We start from the raw sequence: 16,001 nt of genomic DNA on the forward strand, positions 1-16,001 counted from the left end.
TTATGAGGCGGCCACTGCCGCGATCTGTAGTTGCTGAGTTACGCGTTCGGCCAGTTGCCCCACCACATGACGCGCCGAGTTGGCCGCCGATTCCTGCCAGATACCCACGCCGCTTTGCACCAGGCCGTCACCGGCGAAGTACACACGGCCATGGGGTTGCTCCAGCAAGGCGCTGGCGTCAGCCGGGAAGTGTTCGCGTTGCAGCCAGGGGCCTTCGCTGTAGGGGATCTGCTCCCACGACACCGCCAGCGGGTTGCGCAGGTGTTTCGAGTAGCCCGGATGCAGCCACTCCACCGCATCCCTGCACGTGGCGTACTGCTTATCGAGGGGTTGTGCGCCAAACACGTCGGCCCCCTCCCCGGTCACGTAACCGGCCACCAATAAACCTTCGCGCGTATTGAGATCGTTGCTCGGATACCACAACAGGCGCGCCGGGTGCTCGATCCAGGAAAGGCCACCGTAGGTGCGGTAATCGGTTTCCCAGAAGCGCGGCGATTGCCACGCCACCTTGGTCGCCTGATCGTTGCGCGTGCTGCGCAAGGCGGCCTTGATCGGATCGCTGAAGTCGGTGTCGAGCCTGGCCAACAGCGGCAGCGGCAAGGTCGAGACCAGATAATCGGCGCGCACCACCTGTTCGCGTCCGCTGGGTGAGTCGTGATAGGTCACCGCAACGCCGTCTTCGAGTTGGCGGATCTGCCGCACCTGGGCGCCCAGTTGCACCTGTCCGCGCACGCGTTGGTAGAAGGCCTCGGTGATACGGTCCATGCCGCCCACGGGCTGGAACATGGTGGCCGAGAACTCCGGGAATTCAGTGTGCAATAACGCGCCCCAGAGCTCGGGGTGCAGCAGTTGATCCAGCGCCAATGGGCTGCGACTGGCGGGCAAGGCGCCGGGGTGGGCCGCTGATTCCAGATGCCCCGAACGCAGCGTGCCTTCAAAGGCCAGCTCTTGCGACAAGTCGCCATACACTTGCAGGAACGCCAGCAACCGGGTGCGCTCTTCGCCGCTTAATACATCATCGAGGGCATCCCGTTGCACGGCCTTGGCCAGCAAACCGGACAGGTGCCCACGCGCATCGTTGACCGCCTGGCCGACCGTAAACGCCGGCCGTTGCAGATCCGGCCGCACCTGGGCGCCATGGCTGCTGTTGACCAGCACTTCCAGCGGCACGCCCAGTTCACTGCAATAGTCGAGAATCGTGCGGTGCTGGCTGGGAATGCGAGCAGGCCCCGCGTTGAAATAGTGGCCCTGGTCAAAAGCGGCGGTCTGCGTGCGGCCGTCCTTGTAGTCCACACGGTCGCCGTGACGGATTGTCCAAGTACGCCCGCCGACCCGCTCCCGGGCTTCCAGCACCTGCACGCTGAACCCGGCGCGGCTCAGCTCCAGGGCCGTGACCAGGCCGGCGATCCCGGCACCGAGCACCAGCACGCGAGTGCCCTGGCCCAGGCCATCCTTGAGCTTCAAGGGTTGCGGCCGGCGGTGCGACGAAGGTCCCAGGCCCAGTACCGCTAGTGCATCCTTGACGGCTTTCTCGCCCCCTACTGCGGCGAGGCTCGACAGTGCTTCACGTCGTGTCAGTCCCATGGTCGATGCTCCTTAATCCGGCAGGCCCGGAGGGTTGATCAGCGACCGGTCGACACGCTCCACATCCAGGCCCCAACGCTGCAGCACCTGCTCGTATTGGCCGCCGGCAATCGCGCCCTCCAGAGCGGTGTGGATCGGCTTGACCAGACCGTTGTCCTTGCGTGTGGTCACGGCAATATCCGCCTGCAGCGGCCAGCCACCGTTCACGGTGCCGACGCGCTTGATGCCTCCGGTGATCGCCGCGGAATAGGCATACACCGAATTGGGCCCGAACAACGCATCGCTGCGCCCCGACTGTACCGCCAGTTGTGCGGCGGCCTGGTCGTCGAAGTACTGCAACAGCGCAGGCTTGATGCCGGCCTTCTCATTGGCCTCGTTCCAGGCCAGCAGGACCTTTTCCTGGTTGGTACCGGAGCCGACAATGATCTTCAGCCCGGCAATGTCCGACGCCTGTTTGATCTCGCTGATCTTGCTGGTGCTCTTCACATAAAACCCGAGCACGTCCTGGCGATAAGTGGCGAAGTCAAAACGCTTCTTGCGCGCTTCGGTCACGGTTACGTTGCTGATCACCGCGTCGTATTTGCCCGAGCTGACGCCCAGCGGCCAGTCTTCCCAACTGGTCTGCACCACGTTGAGTTGCAGGCCCAGGCTATCGGCGACCAGTTGCGCGGTGTCGGCCTCGCTGCCGATAGTGGTCTTGTCGTCATTGGCCAGCAGCGCCAGCGGTGGCCCGGCCACGCCGGACACGGCCACGGTGAACTTGCCCGGCTGGGCGAACTTGAAGCCTGGCGGGATCTGCGCGATAGCCGCTTCATTGCGCGGCGCATGGATGCGCACGCGGTCGGGGCTGAGGTCGACCTGTTGCACGGCATAGGCGGTGTGCGCGGTGCCGACAGCAAGCGTCAGCAAGGCCACGCGGGCAGTATTGATGAACATGGGCAGTCACTCCTTGAACTAAAGCACTTTGCCGAGAAAGGCCACGGTGCGGGGATGTCGGGGCTGGCGGAAGATCTGTTCGGGCGGGCCTTCTTCGATCAGTTGACCGTCGCAGAGAAACACCACGTGGTCGGCCACTTCCCGGGCAAAACCGATCTCATGGGTGACGATTACCAGGGTCACGCCCAGTCGGGTCAGGCCCTTGATCACGTCGAGCACTTCGCCCACCAGCTCCGGGTCGAGGGCCGAAGTAGGCTCATCGAACAGCAGCACCTTGGGGTCCAGCGCCAAGGCCCGCGCGATGGCGACGCGCTGTTGCTGGCCGCCGGAGAGCTGGCGCGGGAAGGCATCGGCCTTGTCCGCCAGGCCGACCTTGGCGAGCAACTCGGCCGCCTTGGCCTGCGCCTCGGCCTTGCTCCAGCGCTTATGGGCCAGGGGCGCTTCGGCGATGTTTTCCCAGGCGGTAAGGTGCGGGAACAGGTTGAAGTTCTGGAACACGAAACCTACGTCGATGCGACGCTTGAGAATCTCGCGTTCCTTGAGTTCGTAGAGCAGGTCGCCCTTGCGTCGATAGCCGACGTATTCACCGTCGATGGTGATATGCCCGCTGTCGATCTTCTCCAGGTGGTTGATGGTGCGCAACAACGTGGATTTGCCCGAGCCGGATGGCCCGAGGATCACCGTGACTTTGCCCGGGTCGATGGTCAGGTCGATGTCCCGCAGGACCTGCTGGTTACCAAAGCGCTTGCCCACGCCCTGGATCTGAATGCGCCCGGCGCGTGCTTCACCCATGGGCCTTCTCCTTGAGCCAGCCGCGTACGCGTTGCAGCGGCGTGGGCGGCAATACGCGGGCGGTGCCGCGGGCAAAGTGGCGCTCGACGTAGTACTGGGCGCTGGTGAGCACGGTGGTGATGATCAGGTACCACACGGTCGCCACGATCAGCAGCGGGATCACCGCCTGGGTGCGGTTGTAGATGACCTGCACGGTGTAGAACAGCTCCGGCAAGGCCAACACGTAAACGATGGACGTGCCCTTGACCAGGCCGATGATCTCGTTGAACCCCGACGGTAAAATCGAGCGCAGTGCCTGGGGCAGGATGATGCGAAAGATCCGTCGCGAGGCGGGCAACCCCAGGGCCGCCGCCGCCTCATGCTGGCCGGCGTCGACACCGATCAGACCGCCGCGAATGATCTCCGCCGCATAGGCCGCCTGCATCAGGCTCAAGCCCAGCACCGCCACGGTGAATTGGCTGAGCACATCCACCGTCGACCACTCGGCAAACACCACTTCGGTGAACGGCACACCGAGCACGATGTGGTCATACAGATACGCAAAGTTGTACAGGATGATCAGCACCAGCAGCGCCGGCATTGAGCGGAAAAACCAGATGTAGCCCCAGGCCAATGCCGCCAGCAGCGGCGACCCCGACAGCCGCGCCAACGCCAGTGCGGTGCCGAGGATGACACTGAACACGGTACTGAGCAGCGTCAACAGCAACGTCTGGCCCAAGCCGCGCAGTACCGACGGCGAAAAGAACCACTGGCCGAACACGCCCCATTCCCAGCGCGGGTTGGTGGCCAGGGAATGCGCGATGGCGAGCAGCACCACTGCGGCGAATATCGACCCGGCCCAGCGCCAGGGATGCCGGGCGGGCACCACGTGCAGGGCCTTGATCGGCGTGGCGACGCGGGCCTGGCGAACCGGGCTGACCTCATCAATCAGGTCATAGGATTTGGCGACGATAGGCATGTTCTGTTCCTCGCTCGTGCAGGCGTTAGAAGGCGTAGGTCAAACGGGTGTAGTAGTACCCGCCGGTAAAACCGTAGGGCGAATAGGTGCCGTAGCTGGCGAGCATGGTGCTGCTCGGCACGCCTTGTTTCTTGGGGTAGAGGTCAAACAGGTTCTTGGCGCCGACAGCGATGTTGAGGGCTTTGGTGAGGTTGTAGCCAAGGTCGAGGTCGGTGATCCAACGGGCGTTGTAGACCCGGTCGAGGTCACGATTGGCCGAGGAATTGACCTCCTTGTACGAACCGTAGCGGGTCAGGGCCAGGTTGAGGTTGAAACGCTCGATGCTCCAGTCGCCGCCCAGGATCAACTTGGTATTGGGTTGCACGCCGGTGATCAGGTTGCGGGCCTGGCGGTCCATCAAATCGTAGGAGGTGCCCAGGATAGTGGTGGAGGCCTTGTAATTGAGGATTTGGGTCTGGTTCCAGTTGAACGCCGCCGTCCATTTCAACGCACCGAACCGGCCGAGGTCCTGGCTGTAGTTGCCCACCAGGTCGACACCCTTGGTACGGGTGTCGGCACCGTTGATGAAGTACTGGCCGCCCGAAGTGGAGTTGATGCCATTGTTCTGCAAGACCTGGGTGACTTCGGGGCCGAGCAAAGTGCCGGTGAGGGTGATGCGGTCGCGCAGGTTGATCACGTAGGCATCGGCGGTGAAGTTCAAGCGGTCGGAAGGCGTCAGGGTGAAACCGAGGCTGAAGTTGGTCGAGCGCTCGGGCTTGAGATCCTGGGCGCCCAAGGCCTTGGCCGCCGCCGAGCCGACCGGCAGTACACCGTAGTTGATCGACTGGTAGACGCCATCGACCACGCCATAAGTCGTGGAGCGCGCACTGAACAGGCTGTTGGCCAGGGACGGTGCCCGAAAGCCATTGCTGACCGTGGCACGCACGGCGAATTGCGGGGTGAAATCGTAGCGGGTGGTCAGCTTGCCGCTGCGGGTGGCGCCCACGCCTTCGTTGTAATGCTCATAGCGCAAGGCCGTGCCGACGTACCAGTCCGGCAGTGGGTTGAACCCCACATCAACGTAACTGGCGAGGCTGTTACGCGAGGCGCTGCTTTCTTCATCCGGCGAAATGCCGTTGGTGACCTGCGCCCCGGACGAAGCGCAATTGCCCGGCGCCACGCAGTAGCCGCCGTTGGCATAGGACGCGTAGTCACCGGCCTGCACCTCATAAGTGTCGCGCCGATGCTCGAAGCCATAGGACAGATCGAGCGGCTTTTGCAGGCCGATATCGAAGCCGCGCTTGAAGTCCAGGTTGGTGGTCAGTTCGGTGGAAATCCAGGTGCCGGAGGTGAAACTGTTCGGCGTAGCCTCACCCAGGGACGGGTTCTGGTTATGGGTGGTGCCCTGCTCCGCTTCGTTACGCCCGTAGGTGGTGGACAAGTCCCAGTTCCACTCACCGAGGGTGCCTTTGCCGCCGAAGGCCGCCTGGAAATCGTCCTCGTCGATGTACCAGGTGGGCGTATACCCGGCCGGGTAACCATTGGGCCCGGTGGTGATGGTGTTGGTGATGGTCGGCAGGCGGAAATTCTGCCCCTGCTCGGCCTTGCGCCGCGAATAGGTGGTAAAGGAGTACAGGCTGAGGCTGTCGTCAATCGGTAGCTCGGCGTTGTAACCCAGGGTCAGCAAGTTGGTCTTGGGTGTGCCGTAGCCGCCATAGGTGGCCTTGCCTGCCAAGCCATAAGCCTGCTCATAGGTGTAGCCGTTGGCGCTGGCCTTGTTGTCATCGTTCTGGCTGCGCGCATCCAGCGCCAGTTGCAGGATGCCGCCGTCACCGATCTCAAAGCCCTTGTTAAGGCTTTGCTGCACGGTCTGCTTCTTGCCGTCGTAACCCTGGCCGACGTTGGTTACCGAGGTGCCGCTGGTATCGGCCTTGAGGATCACGTTGATCACACCGGCGATGGCGTCGGAACCATACTGGGCGGCAGCGCCGTCGCGCAGAACTTCCACATGGTCGATGGCGCTGATGGGGATCAGGTCGAGATCGGCAGGCGCCGCACCGGTGTTGATACCGTTGATGTTCAGCGTGGCGCTGGTATGGCGGCGCTTGCCATTGACCAGCACCAGCACCTCGGCGGCGCTCAGGCCACGCAGGTTGGGTGCGCGAGCAATGCCGCTGGCGTCCCAGCCGGTTTTCTCCGGCAAGGTGAGCGACGGAATCACCGCGCTCAAGGCCTCCATCAGGCCGGGCTTGCCGGTGCTCTGCAATTGTTTGGCACTGACCACATCTATGGGCACCGGGCTGCTGGTGACGGTGCGTTGCTCGGCGCCACGGTTGCCGGTGACGACAACGGTGGACAGGGTGCTGTCGTCCTGGGCTTGCGCCGTGTTGCCCAGTAGGGCCAATGCCAGTGCGGCGCTTGGTGATAAGACGTGCTTCATATCCACTCCAGCATTTCCAAATCGCGAAGTCGGGCAGTCACGCGGTCGTGAAGACTGCGCGGTGTCAGGAGGTGTGTCGGCGGTTTGGGCTAGGTGTGGCGAGGGGGTTGAATCGACAACATGGGGTGAGCTCCCTTCCAACGATTCGCGGTGGGCTCAGGGGTTGATCACCCTGGCATGGTGCGCGGAATCTGAATCACGCTGGGTACCATCCGGGGTCAGGGGTAGGCTGTTGAGTCCAAACATAACGGAATGGATTTCAAAAATATAATGCTGTTTTGATATAAGCTAATATTCTCTAATTTTATTATTTATAAAAATCTTTATTCCTATTAAGAATGTTTTTTTGCTGCATTGACTGGGCCTGGCAGCACGCGAGTGCTTTCTCCGAGGTGTTGGGATTGGCGGTAGACGGACCGCAGGGCACGCTTTGAGCGTGCGCCGAAGGCGCTTTGCACAACTCAGGCAGACACTCCGCAATAAATTTGCTCGCAATTATTTAGCGCGCCTATTATTTCGATTGATTCTTTTGTATTCCTGAATTTCCAAACGGCCTCCAAGCTGAAGCTGAGAATCACTGTGTCGCCCGAACAGGCTGCCGATGTTCGCATGTGGGAAAACCCCACCACCAAACCTGGCCCCTGGAGGCCTCTATGAAATTAAGATCCTTGAATATCGCCCGCAGAGCTTTCGTCTGCTTTGGGTTAATCACACTCGTACTCATCAGCTTGGCAGGTTTCTCGTATGTCCAGATAGATCATCTGCGTAATGCAGAGCAGGATATCGAGCAAAACTCACTACCCAGCGTCCAGGTCATCGACGATATTCAAATCGCCCTTCTTCACGCTCGCCTTGAAAGTATCCGCATGCTCTCGAGCACGACCAAGGATGTGCACGATAAATCGCTGTCATTGGTCGAAGACGCTATACAGACACTTCAAGCGAAGACAGCGTTTTACCGCGACCACCTCCTATCCGGCCAGCAGGATGAAATCCAGTTCGCGAAAACCAATCAGGCCCTGAATGTGTACATCGACGGCCTCAAAAAAGTACTTGCCCTGGATTCGTCTGACCATGACCAGGCTGTCATCTTTGCCAACACAGAACAGGCACAACGAGCCATTGCTTATCAAGAGCAGCTAACCATTCTTCGAGAGCAGAATGCGCGTCAGGCGGTAATGTCTGGCCAAGACGCGGCAAACGTCTATACGCATAGCGTTAATGTGCTGATTGCGGTACTGGTCGTGGCATTTATCTTAACCATCGTGTTGGCGACTCTGTTCACTAACAGCATTGTCAGCCCCATCACTTCCTCGCTTAAGTTGGCGGAAGACATTGCCTCCGGCGACCTCACCCACGACCTGGAAGTAACAGGTTCGGATGAAGCCTCGCGCTTGATGCATGCACTCAATCTGATGCAGAAAAATCTCAGGAGTACAATTTTAGAAATCTCGGGGGCCTCTACCCAACTGAGTACTGCGGCCGTTGAAATGACCTCGATCACAGAAAGTGCTGATCGCACCCTGCAACAGCAGAACAGCGAAATAGAGCAAGCAGCCACAGCGGTAACCGAGATGAGTGCTGCTGTCGAAGAGGTCGCCCGGAATGCCAACTCCACATCTGAGGCGGCGATGCAGTCGAGCTTGGCAGCTGACCTCGGCAACCAAAAAGTGACTGAAACGCTGACAGCAATGCGCGGGCTGACAGGACTGGTCGAGGTCTCCTCGGAACAGGTAAAAGAACTCGCAGACCAGGCCCAGGACATCACCAAAGTTCTGAACGTGATTAGAGCGATTGCCGAGCAAACGAACCTCTTGGCGTTGAACGCGGCGATTGAGGCGGCCCGTGCAGGAGAACAAGGTCGTGGTTTTGCAGTCGTAGCAGACGAAGTTCGGGCTTTGGCGCACCGCACCCAGACCTCGACTCAAGAAATTGAACAGATGATATCTACGATCCAGGCAGGTTCTTCAGCCGCAGTCGAATCGATGCAGAAAAGTACGTCTGAGGTCTACAACACACGAGATACGGCGGAGCAAGCCGGTAATTCACTACGCCAGATTATTGATTCCGTTCTAGAAATCAACGACCGCAATATCCAGATCGCTACCGCGTCTGAGGAACAAGCGCACGTAGCACGTGACGTTGATCGCAGCCTCATCAGCATTCGCGACCTTGCCGTTCAGAGTACTGAGGGCACCCGTCAGACCCTGGTTGCCAGTAATGAGTTGTCGCGTTTGGCAATCAACTTGAACGACTTGGTGCTCCGGTTCAGGACATAGCAGCAGGCCCCAGTGTGGTGCCAAGTCATAACACCGATACAAAACCTCCAGTGAACCGCTCAGCTACAGATAGCAGAGGATAAAAATGGCTTCTCATGAGACCGCCTTGCATTCTGTGCTGAGCGCAGATGAACGCTCGACAATAGCTGAACTTGAGTCCACAAGCGCTATTTTGCAGTTGGTTACGCGCCTTACAGGGATGCGGTTTGCCGGTATTGCCAAATTCACAGAAACGGACTGGATAGTTTGCTCGGTTCACGACCCCACTCATCTGGGTATAGAGATCGGAAACATTCTAGAGCTGGAAATTACGCTCTGCAGCGAGCTGAGAAGAAACCCCCAAGCACTTTTTATCCCAACGATCAGTGGCGATAGCAGATATTCAGAGCGCAGCGTCGTAAAGCGGTACGGATTAGAAAGTTATGCAGGTGCTCCCATCTTTCTTCCTGACGGACGACTCTATGGTGCTCTGTGCGCACTAGACTCGCGTTCAATGTTATTTGAAGATCCTGACCTGGAAGAAACTTTGATGTTATTTGCGAAGCTCATAGGCTGTATTTTTTTCTCCAATCTTGCTGCTGATCAAGCGTCAACACATCCTTGTGAGATGGCGTAGAACCAACAGACTTAAACGTCAGTGAAGAATAGCAGTGACGTACGCCTGGCATGCCCACGGCGCAATCAGCCCTTGCTCACCTTCACCGGTGATGGCGATGATTCTTTGGGCATGTGTCGGGGCAAGTTGGGCTCGCCGGGCCGTATGAACCACGCCGATGACGCTGGTGGTGGAAGGCACGTTCAGCCAAGACGGCCATGGTATCACCCAGATCAGCATGGCCCTCATACCCTACCTGACGCGTCGCCCCCAACAGAGCGGACTGTGCGTTTTATTCTGGTTGAAACGGCGACTGACGGCCGGGCTTCCAGGGCTGTTTATCCAAGATGTGGCTTTAGCATGTCCCACGCTTCGGTGGTAAATCGGTAACTTCTGTCCGACTGAAAAGCGATGACGCCCACCTCGGCAAGACGTTTGAGTACTTCCCGCACACTGACAATCGTCAGTTCGGAAGAAGACGCTTCTATATAAGCATGCACGCCCTGCACACCGATCAAACGTTCCTCCTGCGTAGCCAGGACTAATGCATTGATCACCTTCAAACGAAAGAGACTGGTACGCAACCCGTAAACACGCAGCATCTCGCGGATATGGTGGTTCGTACTGTAATCACATTCGAGTGCGAGTTGACTGGTCGTGGCCTGAAACGGACGACACCTGTCAGTTGAGGTAAATCCCTGGTTGTCCAGCATGCGAATACTCCCTTTCCGAAATGTTCAGATGGAGTTGCTACGTCTGCCGTAGCAACCCTTCCCGTATTCGTCAGAAGTCGACGGTGGCCGATAGCTGCAAGGTCCGCGGATAACCCGGGGAGAATGCGCCGTAGGAAGCAACGCCCGACCAGTACTCACGATCAAACACGTTCTGCACGGTGGCCCGAAACGTCGTCGGCCGGCCTTCGATTTTGGTGGCATAACGCGCGCCGGCATCAAAGCGGGTCCAGGAGCTCAGTTCCTGCGTATTGGCCTGATTGACGTACTGGCTGTCGGTGTAGATTGCGCCGCCAGTGAGGGTGAAGCCCTCCAGCCATGGCGTATCCCATTCGGCCCAGAGATTGGCCTGCACGTCCGGCACTCCCACCGGTTTGTTGCCGCGGTTGGCCTTGGTCGCCGAATCGGTCAGCTCGCCGTCGAGTAGCGTCACACCGCCCATCAATCGCGTGCCCGGTGCAACTTCGCCGAACATGCTCAACTCGATACCGCGATTACGTTGCTCAGCCTGCACTGAGAACACGTTGTCGGCAGCGACTTCGCCACTGGGTTTCTCGATCTGGAACAACGCCAGCGTGGTCATGAACGTGCCGTGTTCATATTTGACGCCGATCTCATGCTGCTTCGACTCGTACGGCGCGAAGGTCTCTCCGGCGTTGGCCGCCGTGCCCGGGGCAATGTCGCCCTTGCTCAAGCCTTCTACATAATTGTAGTAGAGCGAAACGTCTTCCCAGGGCTTGACCACCACGCCGACCAGCGGGGTTGTGGCGTTGGCCTTATATTTCGAGCTGACCGCACCGGCGGCGCTGTAGTTACGCGATTCGATGTCCTGACGCCGTACACCCAGGGTCAACTGGAAGCGGTCATCGAGTATCGACATCGTGTCGGTCAACGCCACGCCGGACAGCTCCGATTCGGAAACGCGCAACACGTTTGGTGAATTGATGTACTGCTGCGGCCTGTCGATCGGGTGGTAGATATTCGACAGGATGGCCGTGCCGTTGTTGATGCCGCGCGACAGTTCATCCTGATACCGGGTCGCCATCACCGTGGTGGTGTGGGTGATCGGCCCGGTGTCAAACACGCCACGCAGGCCGATATCGGCGGTCGAGCGATCGACGTTGAATTTGTAATAACCGGGGATGTTGCTGGTGTCACCGGCGTCGTTGAGGATTCTCGGCACCTGGTCGGACAGGCGTTTGACGTCGGATTTACCTCCGCCGGCATGGGCGAACACAGTGACTTTATCCGTCAGGTCATATTCACCACCGAGCAACGCCGACTGTTCTTTGGTGTCCGACCAGCCCCAGTCCTGCGACAGGTTGGTGCGGCCGTTAGGCGCGGACGGCACATCAACCCCCGGCGCGATAGTGAAGGGCCGCGAAGCGCCCTCCCAGCTTTCTTTCTGGCTGATGTAATCGAGGTTCAAGCGCAAGCGCTCGCCGCGGTAATCCAGCGCAATGGCGCCGATACCGAGATCGCGATGTTGATCGTCAATCGCCGTATCACCTCCTTGCAGGTTGCCGTTGAAACGCACGCCGAACTGGTTTTCCGAACCGAAGCGCCGGCTCAGATCCAGATGCCCGCCGACTTGAGAGTCGGAGGCATAGGTGCCGGTGAAGCGGGTCAGGTCTTCATCCAGCGGACGTTTGGGCACAATGTTGATCACACCGCCGACGCCGCTGTTGGGCGAGATGCCGTACATCAGCGCGCCGGGGCCTTTGAGCACCTCGACTCGCTCGGCGTAGTCGGTGAACACACGATAATTCGGCGCGACGCCATAGACACCATCGAACGCCAGTTCACCGAGGTTACCTTCGCCAATCGGGAAGCCACGAATGAAAAACGAGTCGACGATACCACCAGTCTGGCCGGTCGAACGCACCGAGGGGTCGCGCTCCAGCGCATCGGCGACGGTCACGGTTTGCAGATCGGCGAGGGTTTTGGCGGTGTAACTGGTGACGCTGAATGGCGTGTCCATCACATCTTTGTTGCCCATCATGCCCAGTCGGGCACCGCGAGCAACCTGACCACCGGCGAGGGTGTCCGGTAAAGCCGTCGCGCCGTTGTAACGGGCACTGACGTTGGTGGTGTCGAGGATCAGCGCGTCCGGAGCGGCGTTCGCGGTCTGGTCGGCGACGACGCCTGGTTGCTCGGCGTTGGCGGCCCAAGCGTTGGCGCTTCCCGCGACCAAAACGAAATTCAGCATGGCGGTACGCACAGCGAGTGTTAACACCCGCTCACCGCAAGGACGACTGACAACAGGCATGACTTGAGGATCCTTTTCATCGAGAGAAAATGGTAATCACTCCTATTGCCAGTCGACCCGCGAAAAAGTATCACCCGCAGTACAGTTTTTTTGCTGAGGTCCGCACAGGGTCAGGCGTAGAGGCGTTCCAGCGGAATCGCGACCACCGGCAGCGCCGGGTCAAAAGCGTGCCGGGTGGTCTTGTACGGAAATATCTCACCGCGAGCGATGGTGCTGAAAATACGCGCCACCTCGAACGCCTGCCCGGTTTGCCAATGCCGCACGCACACCCGCGGATCGGTGTAATCGAGCTGGATGCACGGCACCCGTTTCAATCCCAGTTGCAACGCCGCAGTGAAACGGTGATTGCCGTCCATCACGATGCCGCGCGAGCGCTCGACGATGATCGGTTCCAGCCAATGCCCGGCGCGAACAATCGACTCGCGCAGCAACGTCACGTTGGTCGGGTCGACCTGCTCCGACTGCAACACTTCACACAGTGGCCGCAGTGCAATCTGATAGCCGTGGTCCATGGGGATCTCCTGATTCGCCGAGGATGTCAGCAGGCGTCGGCGCGGACGACGGGCGCATGCTGACCAGCCACTTCAAGCAGGCGCCGGGCGTGTTCGATCAGCGGCAAATCGACCATCTCGCCGTCCACTTGCACCGCATGGCTGCCGCTCGCAACCGCTCTCATCACCCGATCGGCCCATGCCAGTTGGCGTGAATCCGGCAGGAACGCACGCTGCACCGTGGCCAGTTGGCCGGGATGGATACACAACTTGGCGCCGAACCCCAACGAACGGGCGTAATGCGCGTCCTTGGCGACCGCCGCCAGGTCGCCGATCGCCGGCGACACGCCATCGATCGGCGACGGTAAATCCGCCGTGCGCGAAGCCAGTACGATGCGGTTGCGGGCGAACAGAAACGCCTCCGGCACTTGGCTGCAGCTGATATCGAGCGAGAAATCCAGCGAACCGAACGCCAACCGCGCCAAGCCCGGAATCGCAGCGATCGACTCGATCTGTTGCAAACCTTTGGCGGTCTCGATGATGGCGACGATCGCAAGCGTCGGTTGCCATTCCAGCAAACGCTCGACGACGCGCGCCAGTGCCTCGGAACATTCAGCCTTGGGCAAGAAAATCCCGTCGCATCGCTCGGGATAGCGCAGGTCGCTGAGCCAATTCAGATCCTCGACAAACAGCGCGCTGCTGACGCTGTTCAGGCGGATATACCGCTCGCAGGCAACACTCGGCGTACCCTCCTGCCATACCCGGATGGCGGTGCGGGCAGCGGCTTTGCTGTCCGGATGAACGGCATCCTCAAGGTCAAGAATAATTGCGTCCGGCGCCGCTTCGCAGGCTTTGGAAAAGCGCTCGGGGCGATTGCCCGGCACGAACAGGTAGCTGATCGCGAGTGGGGCTTTGCGGTTGAGTCGATCGGATTGCATGGCGTTGCTCCTATGACGTGAACCAGTCGTGGTTTGTGAAAATTTTCAGGCCCCTTGAACGGCGGATTTGCCTGCTATTGCGGGGCTTGTTGCAACAGCCTTTAACGCCTTATTGATCAAGCAATTAAGAGACTTTTTAATCTCGGGACGAACGAGTCCTTGAGCGTGTAAATGCACGTTCATGGATTCGCCTGGAGCAGGTGTTTATTCAAAAATATTTGAAAACCTTACTTGATAATCGTTCCTGTTCGCAATATTGTTCACCCCGCCAAGAGGAACTATCCTCGTTTCAAAGCAAGACATTCGTATCTCGGGAAGTACCTTTCAGTGATGTCACTTAAACATCAATCACGGGTATTTACAGGGCGCTGACCTATAACTACCGGTCAGCTCATACATCCGTGCAAACCTTATGGAATGGGGTTCTCATGCAATTGATTTGTGAACCATTTATGAAGACTTGCGTTTCTGAATCAGCATCGAATTTTGTCTGGCATCCACCTCCGAGCCATTTACAACCTCGTTTCTGACGAGCTAACACATTAAAAAATCGATAACGTTTAGTTATTGAAATATCAATGGCGAGGTCACTTCCAACGCCAGGGGCCAACTATGCCTAAAACAAATACGCTGCCGGTCGTATTGCAAAACAAAGTCCATCATCCGGAGCTATTAAAGCCACTGATCGACCCGGTTATTGCCACGTTTATCAACAACTTCCCGACGACACTTGCGGATCTTGTAGAACAGCATGGATCGCCGTTGAATCTGGTCTGGCCCCATGCATTTGAATTAAATACGCAGGCCTTGCTGACGGTGTTAAAGCAGTACAACGTGCCCCACGCGATTTTCTACGGGGCCAAGGCCAACAAGTCGCAAAGCATGCTCAGCGCAGCCGCAAGTTCGGGTATCGGTGTCGATGTGTCGAGCGTCCACGAATTGCATGCCGCGCTGCGCGCAGGTACGCCCGGGAGAAAAATCTGCGCCACGGGACCGGCGAAAACGGCGGTATTCCATCAAGCGCTGATCGGCGCCGGCTCACTCATTTGCGTGGACTCGCTGGAGGAATTCGATCATCTGCATGGCGTAATTGAAACGCAGCCACCCCCTGCAAAAGTCCGAGTTTTACTGCGATACAGGCCAAAAAGCAGTGCAAAAAGCCGGTTCGGCATGGGTTCGCAAGACATGCTCGAATGCTTGCAACGGCTGACGAAACACACCCGCCTTTTTCACTTCGAGGGCTTTCATTTCCATCTGGGTGGCTATGGATTCGAATCCCGTGCGCAAGCGTTCCGTGAAGTCACCGGGTTCGTCGACGCAGCGAGGGAAATCGGCTTGAATCCGCAGATGATCGACATTGGCGGCGGTTTGCCGATTCGTTATGTCGAGCCTGAGACCTACGCGCAGTTCCTGCAAAATGATAATAACCCGAGCCATTATTACAACCAGACCGTTCCCGCCGCTTATTACCCTTACGGCAGCAAACTGACAGCGCCACAGTGGTTGAGGTTATTACTCGAAGCCGAACATTCACCGGGGCTGTCAATTGCCAACTATTTGATTCAGCAAAATATAACCCTGGCACTGGAACCGGGCCGAAGCCTGGTTGACCAAGCGGCGATTTCAATATTTCGTATAACGCGCACAAAAAAGCTGGCCGACAATAAAACCGTCATTTTTGTCGAAGGCAGTAGTTTCAGCGCTTGCGAAACCTGGTTCGCCTCTGAATATTTGATTGATCCGATCCTGATCAGCGCAGAACAGCACCCACCTACACAAACCCAGGCATATATCGCTGGGCATAGTTGCCTCGACGATGACGTCATCACTTATCGCTTGATCAACTTTGCAAACCAACCCCGCTGCGGTGACCTGTTGATTTACGTCAACACCGCCGGTTATCAGATGGACTTGCTGGAAAACGAGTTTCATCGCCATCCGCTGCCCCAGCGGTTGACGGCGACCTGTTGTACGGAAGGTAACTATGCGTTTTCACCTGACTACTAAAG

General features: G+C 58.5%; 12 protein-coding genes and 1 pseudogene. 3 read left to right on the forward strand and 10 right to left on the reverse strand.

What is annotated here, in order from left to right:
- From M5B97_RS15085 to M5B97_RS15105, 5 genes are read right to left on the reverse strand one after another with little or no spacing between them, the layout of a single operon-like run.
- Complete coding sequence (locus M5B97_RS15085) at nt 1–1,584, reverse strand: FAD-dependent oxidoreductase (RefSeq protein ID WP_248731906.1); 1,584 nt, start codon at nt 1,582–1,584, stop codon at nt 1–3.
- Between the two features lie 12 nt (nt 1,585–1,596).
- Nucleotides 1,597–2,520, reverse strand: a complete 924-nt coding sequence (locus M5B97_RS15090) for an ABC transporter substrate-binding protein (RefSeq protein WP_248731907.1) — start codon at nt 2,518–2,520, stop codon at nt 1,597–1,599.
- A gap of 18 nt (nt 2,521–2,538) precedes the next feature.
- Nucleotides 2,539–3,312, reverse strand: a complete 774-nt coding sequence (locus tag M5B97_RS15095) for an amino acid ABC transporter ATP-binding protein (RefSeq protein ID WP_134656721.1) — start codon at nt 3,310–3,312, stop codon at nt 2,539–2,541.
- Nucleotides 3,305–4,270: an amino acid ABC transporter permease gene (locus tag M5B97_RS15100; RefSeq protein WP_248731908.1), complete on the reverse strand. Its 966-nt coding sequence runs from the start codon at nt 4,268–4,270 to the stop codon at nt 3,305–3,307. Before M5B97_RS15100 ends, M5B97_RS15095 begins: the two co-directional genes overlap by 8 nt.
- 25 nt (nt 4,271–4,295) lie before the next feature.
- Nucleotides 4,296–6,689, reverse strand: a complete 2,394-nt coding sequence (locus tag M5B97_RS15105) for a TonB-dependent receptor (RefSeq protein WP_248731909.1) — start codon at nt 6,687–6,689, stop codon at nt 4,296–4,298.
- A 653-nt stretch (nt 6,690–7,342) separates the two neighbouring features.
- Between M5B97_RS15105 and M5B97_RS15110 the strand changes: the two genes are divergently transcribed.
- A complete protein-coding gene (locus tag M5B97_RS15110; protein WP_134656724.1) occupies nt 7,343–8,968 on the forward strand; it encodes a methyl-accepting chemotaxis protein in 1,626 nt (541 codons plus the stop codon).
- Between the two features lie 85 nt (nt 8,969–9,053).
- Nucleotides 9,054–9,584: a GAF domain-containing protein gene (locus tag M5B97_RS15115; protein WP_248731910.1), complete on the forward strand. Its 531-nt coding sequence runs from the start codon at nt 9,054–9,056 to the stop codon at nt 9,582–9,584.
- A gap of 18 nt (nt 9,585–9,602) precedes the next feature.
- Here the strand turns inward: M5B97_RS15115 and M5B97_RS15120 are convergent.
- The 5 genes and pseudogenes from M5B97_RS15120 to M5B97_RS15140 form a co-directional block, all read right to left on the reverse strand.
- Nucleotides 9,603–9,767, reverse strand: a pseudogene (locus M5B97_RS15120) (lysis protein); the annotation flags it as partial.
- Between the two features lie 134 nt (nt 9,768–9,901).
- Nucleotides 9,902–10,276 (reverse strand): fe2+ zn2+ uptake regulation protein, encoded by a 375-nt coding sequence (locus M5B97_RS15125; protein ID WP_248731911.1) that lies wholly within the window; start codon nt 10,274–10,276, stop codon nt 9,902–9,904.
- A 70-nt stretch (nt 10,277–10,346) separates the two neighbouring features.
- Nucleotides 10,347–12,563: a TonB-dependent siderophore receptor gene (locus tag M5B97_RS15130; RefSeq protein ID WP_248731912.1), complete on the reverse strand. Its 2,217-nt coding sequence runs from the start codon at nt 12,561–12,563 to the stop codon at nt 10,347–10,349.
- A 110-nt stretch (nt 12,564–12,673) separates the two neighbouring features.
- Nucleotides 12,674–13,075, reverse strand: a complete 402-nt coding sequence (locus M5B97_RS15135) for a ParB N-terminal domain-containing protein (protein WP_248731913.1) — start codon at nt 13,073–13,075, stop codon at nt 12,674–12,676.
- A 26-nt stretch (nt 13,076–13,101) separates the two neighbouring features.
- Nucleotides 13,102–13,992: a CoA ester lyase gene (locus M5B97_RS15140; protein WP_248731914.1), complete on the reverse strand. Its 891-nt coding sequence runs from the start codon at nt 13,990–13,992 to the stop codon at nt 13,102–13,104.
- 612 nt (nt 13,993–14,604) lie between these two features.
- Here M5B97_RS15140 and M5B97_RS15145 point away from each other — a divergent pair.
- Nucleotides 14,605–15,999: a Y4yA family PLP-dependent enzyme gene (locus tag M5B97_RS15145; protein WP_248731915.1), complete on the forward strand. Its 1,395-nt coding sequence runs from the start codon at nt 14,605–14,607 to the stop codon at nt 15,997–15,999.
- The last annotated feature ends 2 nt before the right edge of the window (nt 16,000–16,001 follow it).

The sequence above is a fragment of the Pseudomonas sp. MWU13-2517 genome (genome assembly GCF_023242545.1).
In the GTDB taxonomy this organism is placed as follows: Bacteria; Pseudomonadota; Gammaproteobacteria; order Pseudomonadales; family Pseudomonadaceae; genus Aquipseudomonas.

Bases quoted from the DNA above. Each gene is read 5' to 3' on its own strand.
- M5B97_RS15090 (WP_248731907.1), bottom strand. From the start codon at position 2,520: ATGTTCATCAATACTGCCCGCGTGGCCTTGCTGACGCTTGCTGTCGGC.
- M5B97_RS15145 (WP_248731915.1), top strand. From the start codon at position 14,605: ATGCCTAAAACAAATACGCTGCCGGTCGTATTGCAAAACAAAGTCCAT.
- M5B97_RS15085 (WP_248731906.1), bottom strand. From the start codon at position 1,584: ATGGGACTGACACGACGTGAAGCACTGTCGAGCCTCGCCGCAGTAGGG.
- M5B97_RS15130 (WP_248731912.1), bottom strand. From the start codon at position 12,563: ATGCCTGTTGTCAGTCGTCCTTGCGGTGAGCGGGTGTTAACACTCGCT.
- M5B97_RS15105 (WP_248731909.1), bottom strand. From the start codon at position 6,689: ATGAAGCACGTCTTATCACCAAGCGCCGCACTGGCATTGGCCCTACTG.
- M5B97_RS15110 (WP_134656724.1), top strand. From the start codon at position 7,343: ATGAAATTAAGATCCTTGAATATCGCCCGCAGAGCTTTCGTCTGCTTT.
- M5B97_RS15140 (WP_248731914.1), bottom strand. From the start codon at position 13,992: ATGCAATCCGATCGACTCAACCGCAAAGCCCCACTCGCGATCAGCTAC.
- M5B97_RS15135 (WP_248731913.1), bottom strand. From the start codon at position 13,075: ATGGACCACGGCTATCAGATTGCACTGCGGCCACTGTGTGAAGTGTTG.
- M5B97_RS15125 (WP_248731911.1), bottom strand. From the start codon at position 10,276: ATGCTGGACAACCAGGGATTTACCTCAACTGACAGGTGTCGTCCGTTT.
- M5B97_RS15095 (WP_134656721.1), bottom strand. From the start codon at position 3,312: ATGGGTGAAGCACGCGCCGGGCGCATTCAGATCCAGGGCGTGGGCAAG.
- M5B97_RS15115 (WP_248731910.1), top strand. From the start codon at position 9,054: ATGGCTTCTCATGAGACCGCCTTGCATTCTGTGCTGAGCGCAGATGAA.
- M5B97_RS15100 (WP_248731908.1), bottom strand. From the start codon at position 4,270: ATGCCTATCGTCGCCAAATCCTATGACCTGATTGATGAGGTCAGCCCG.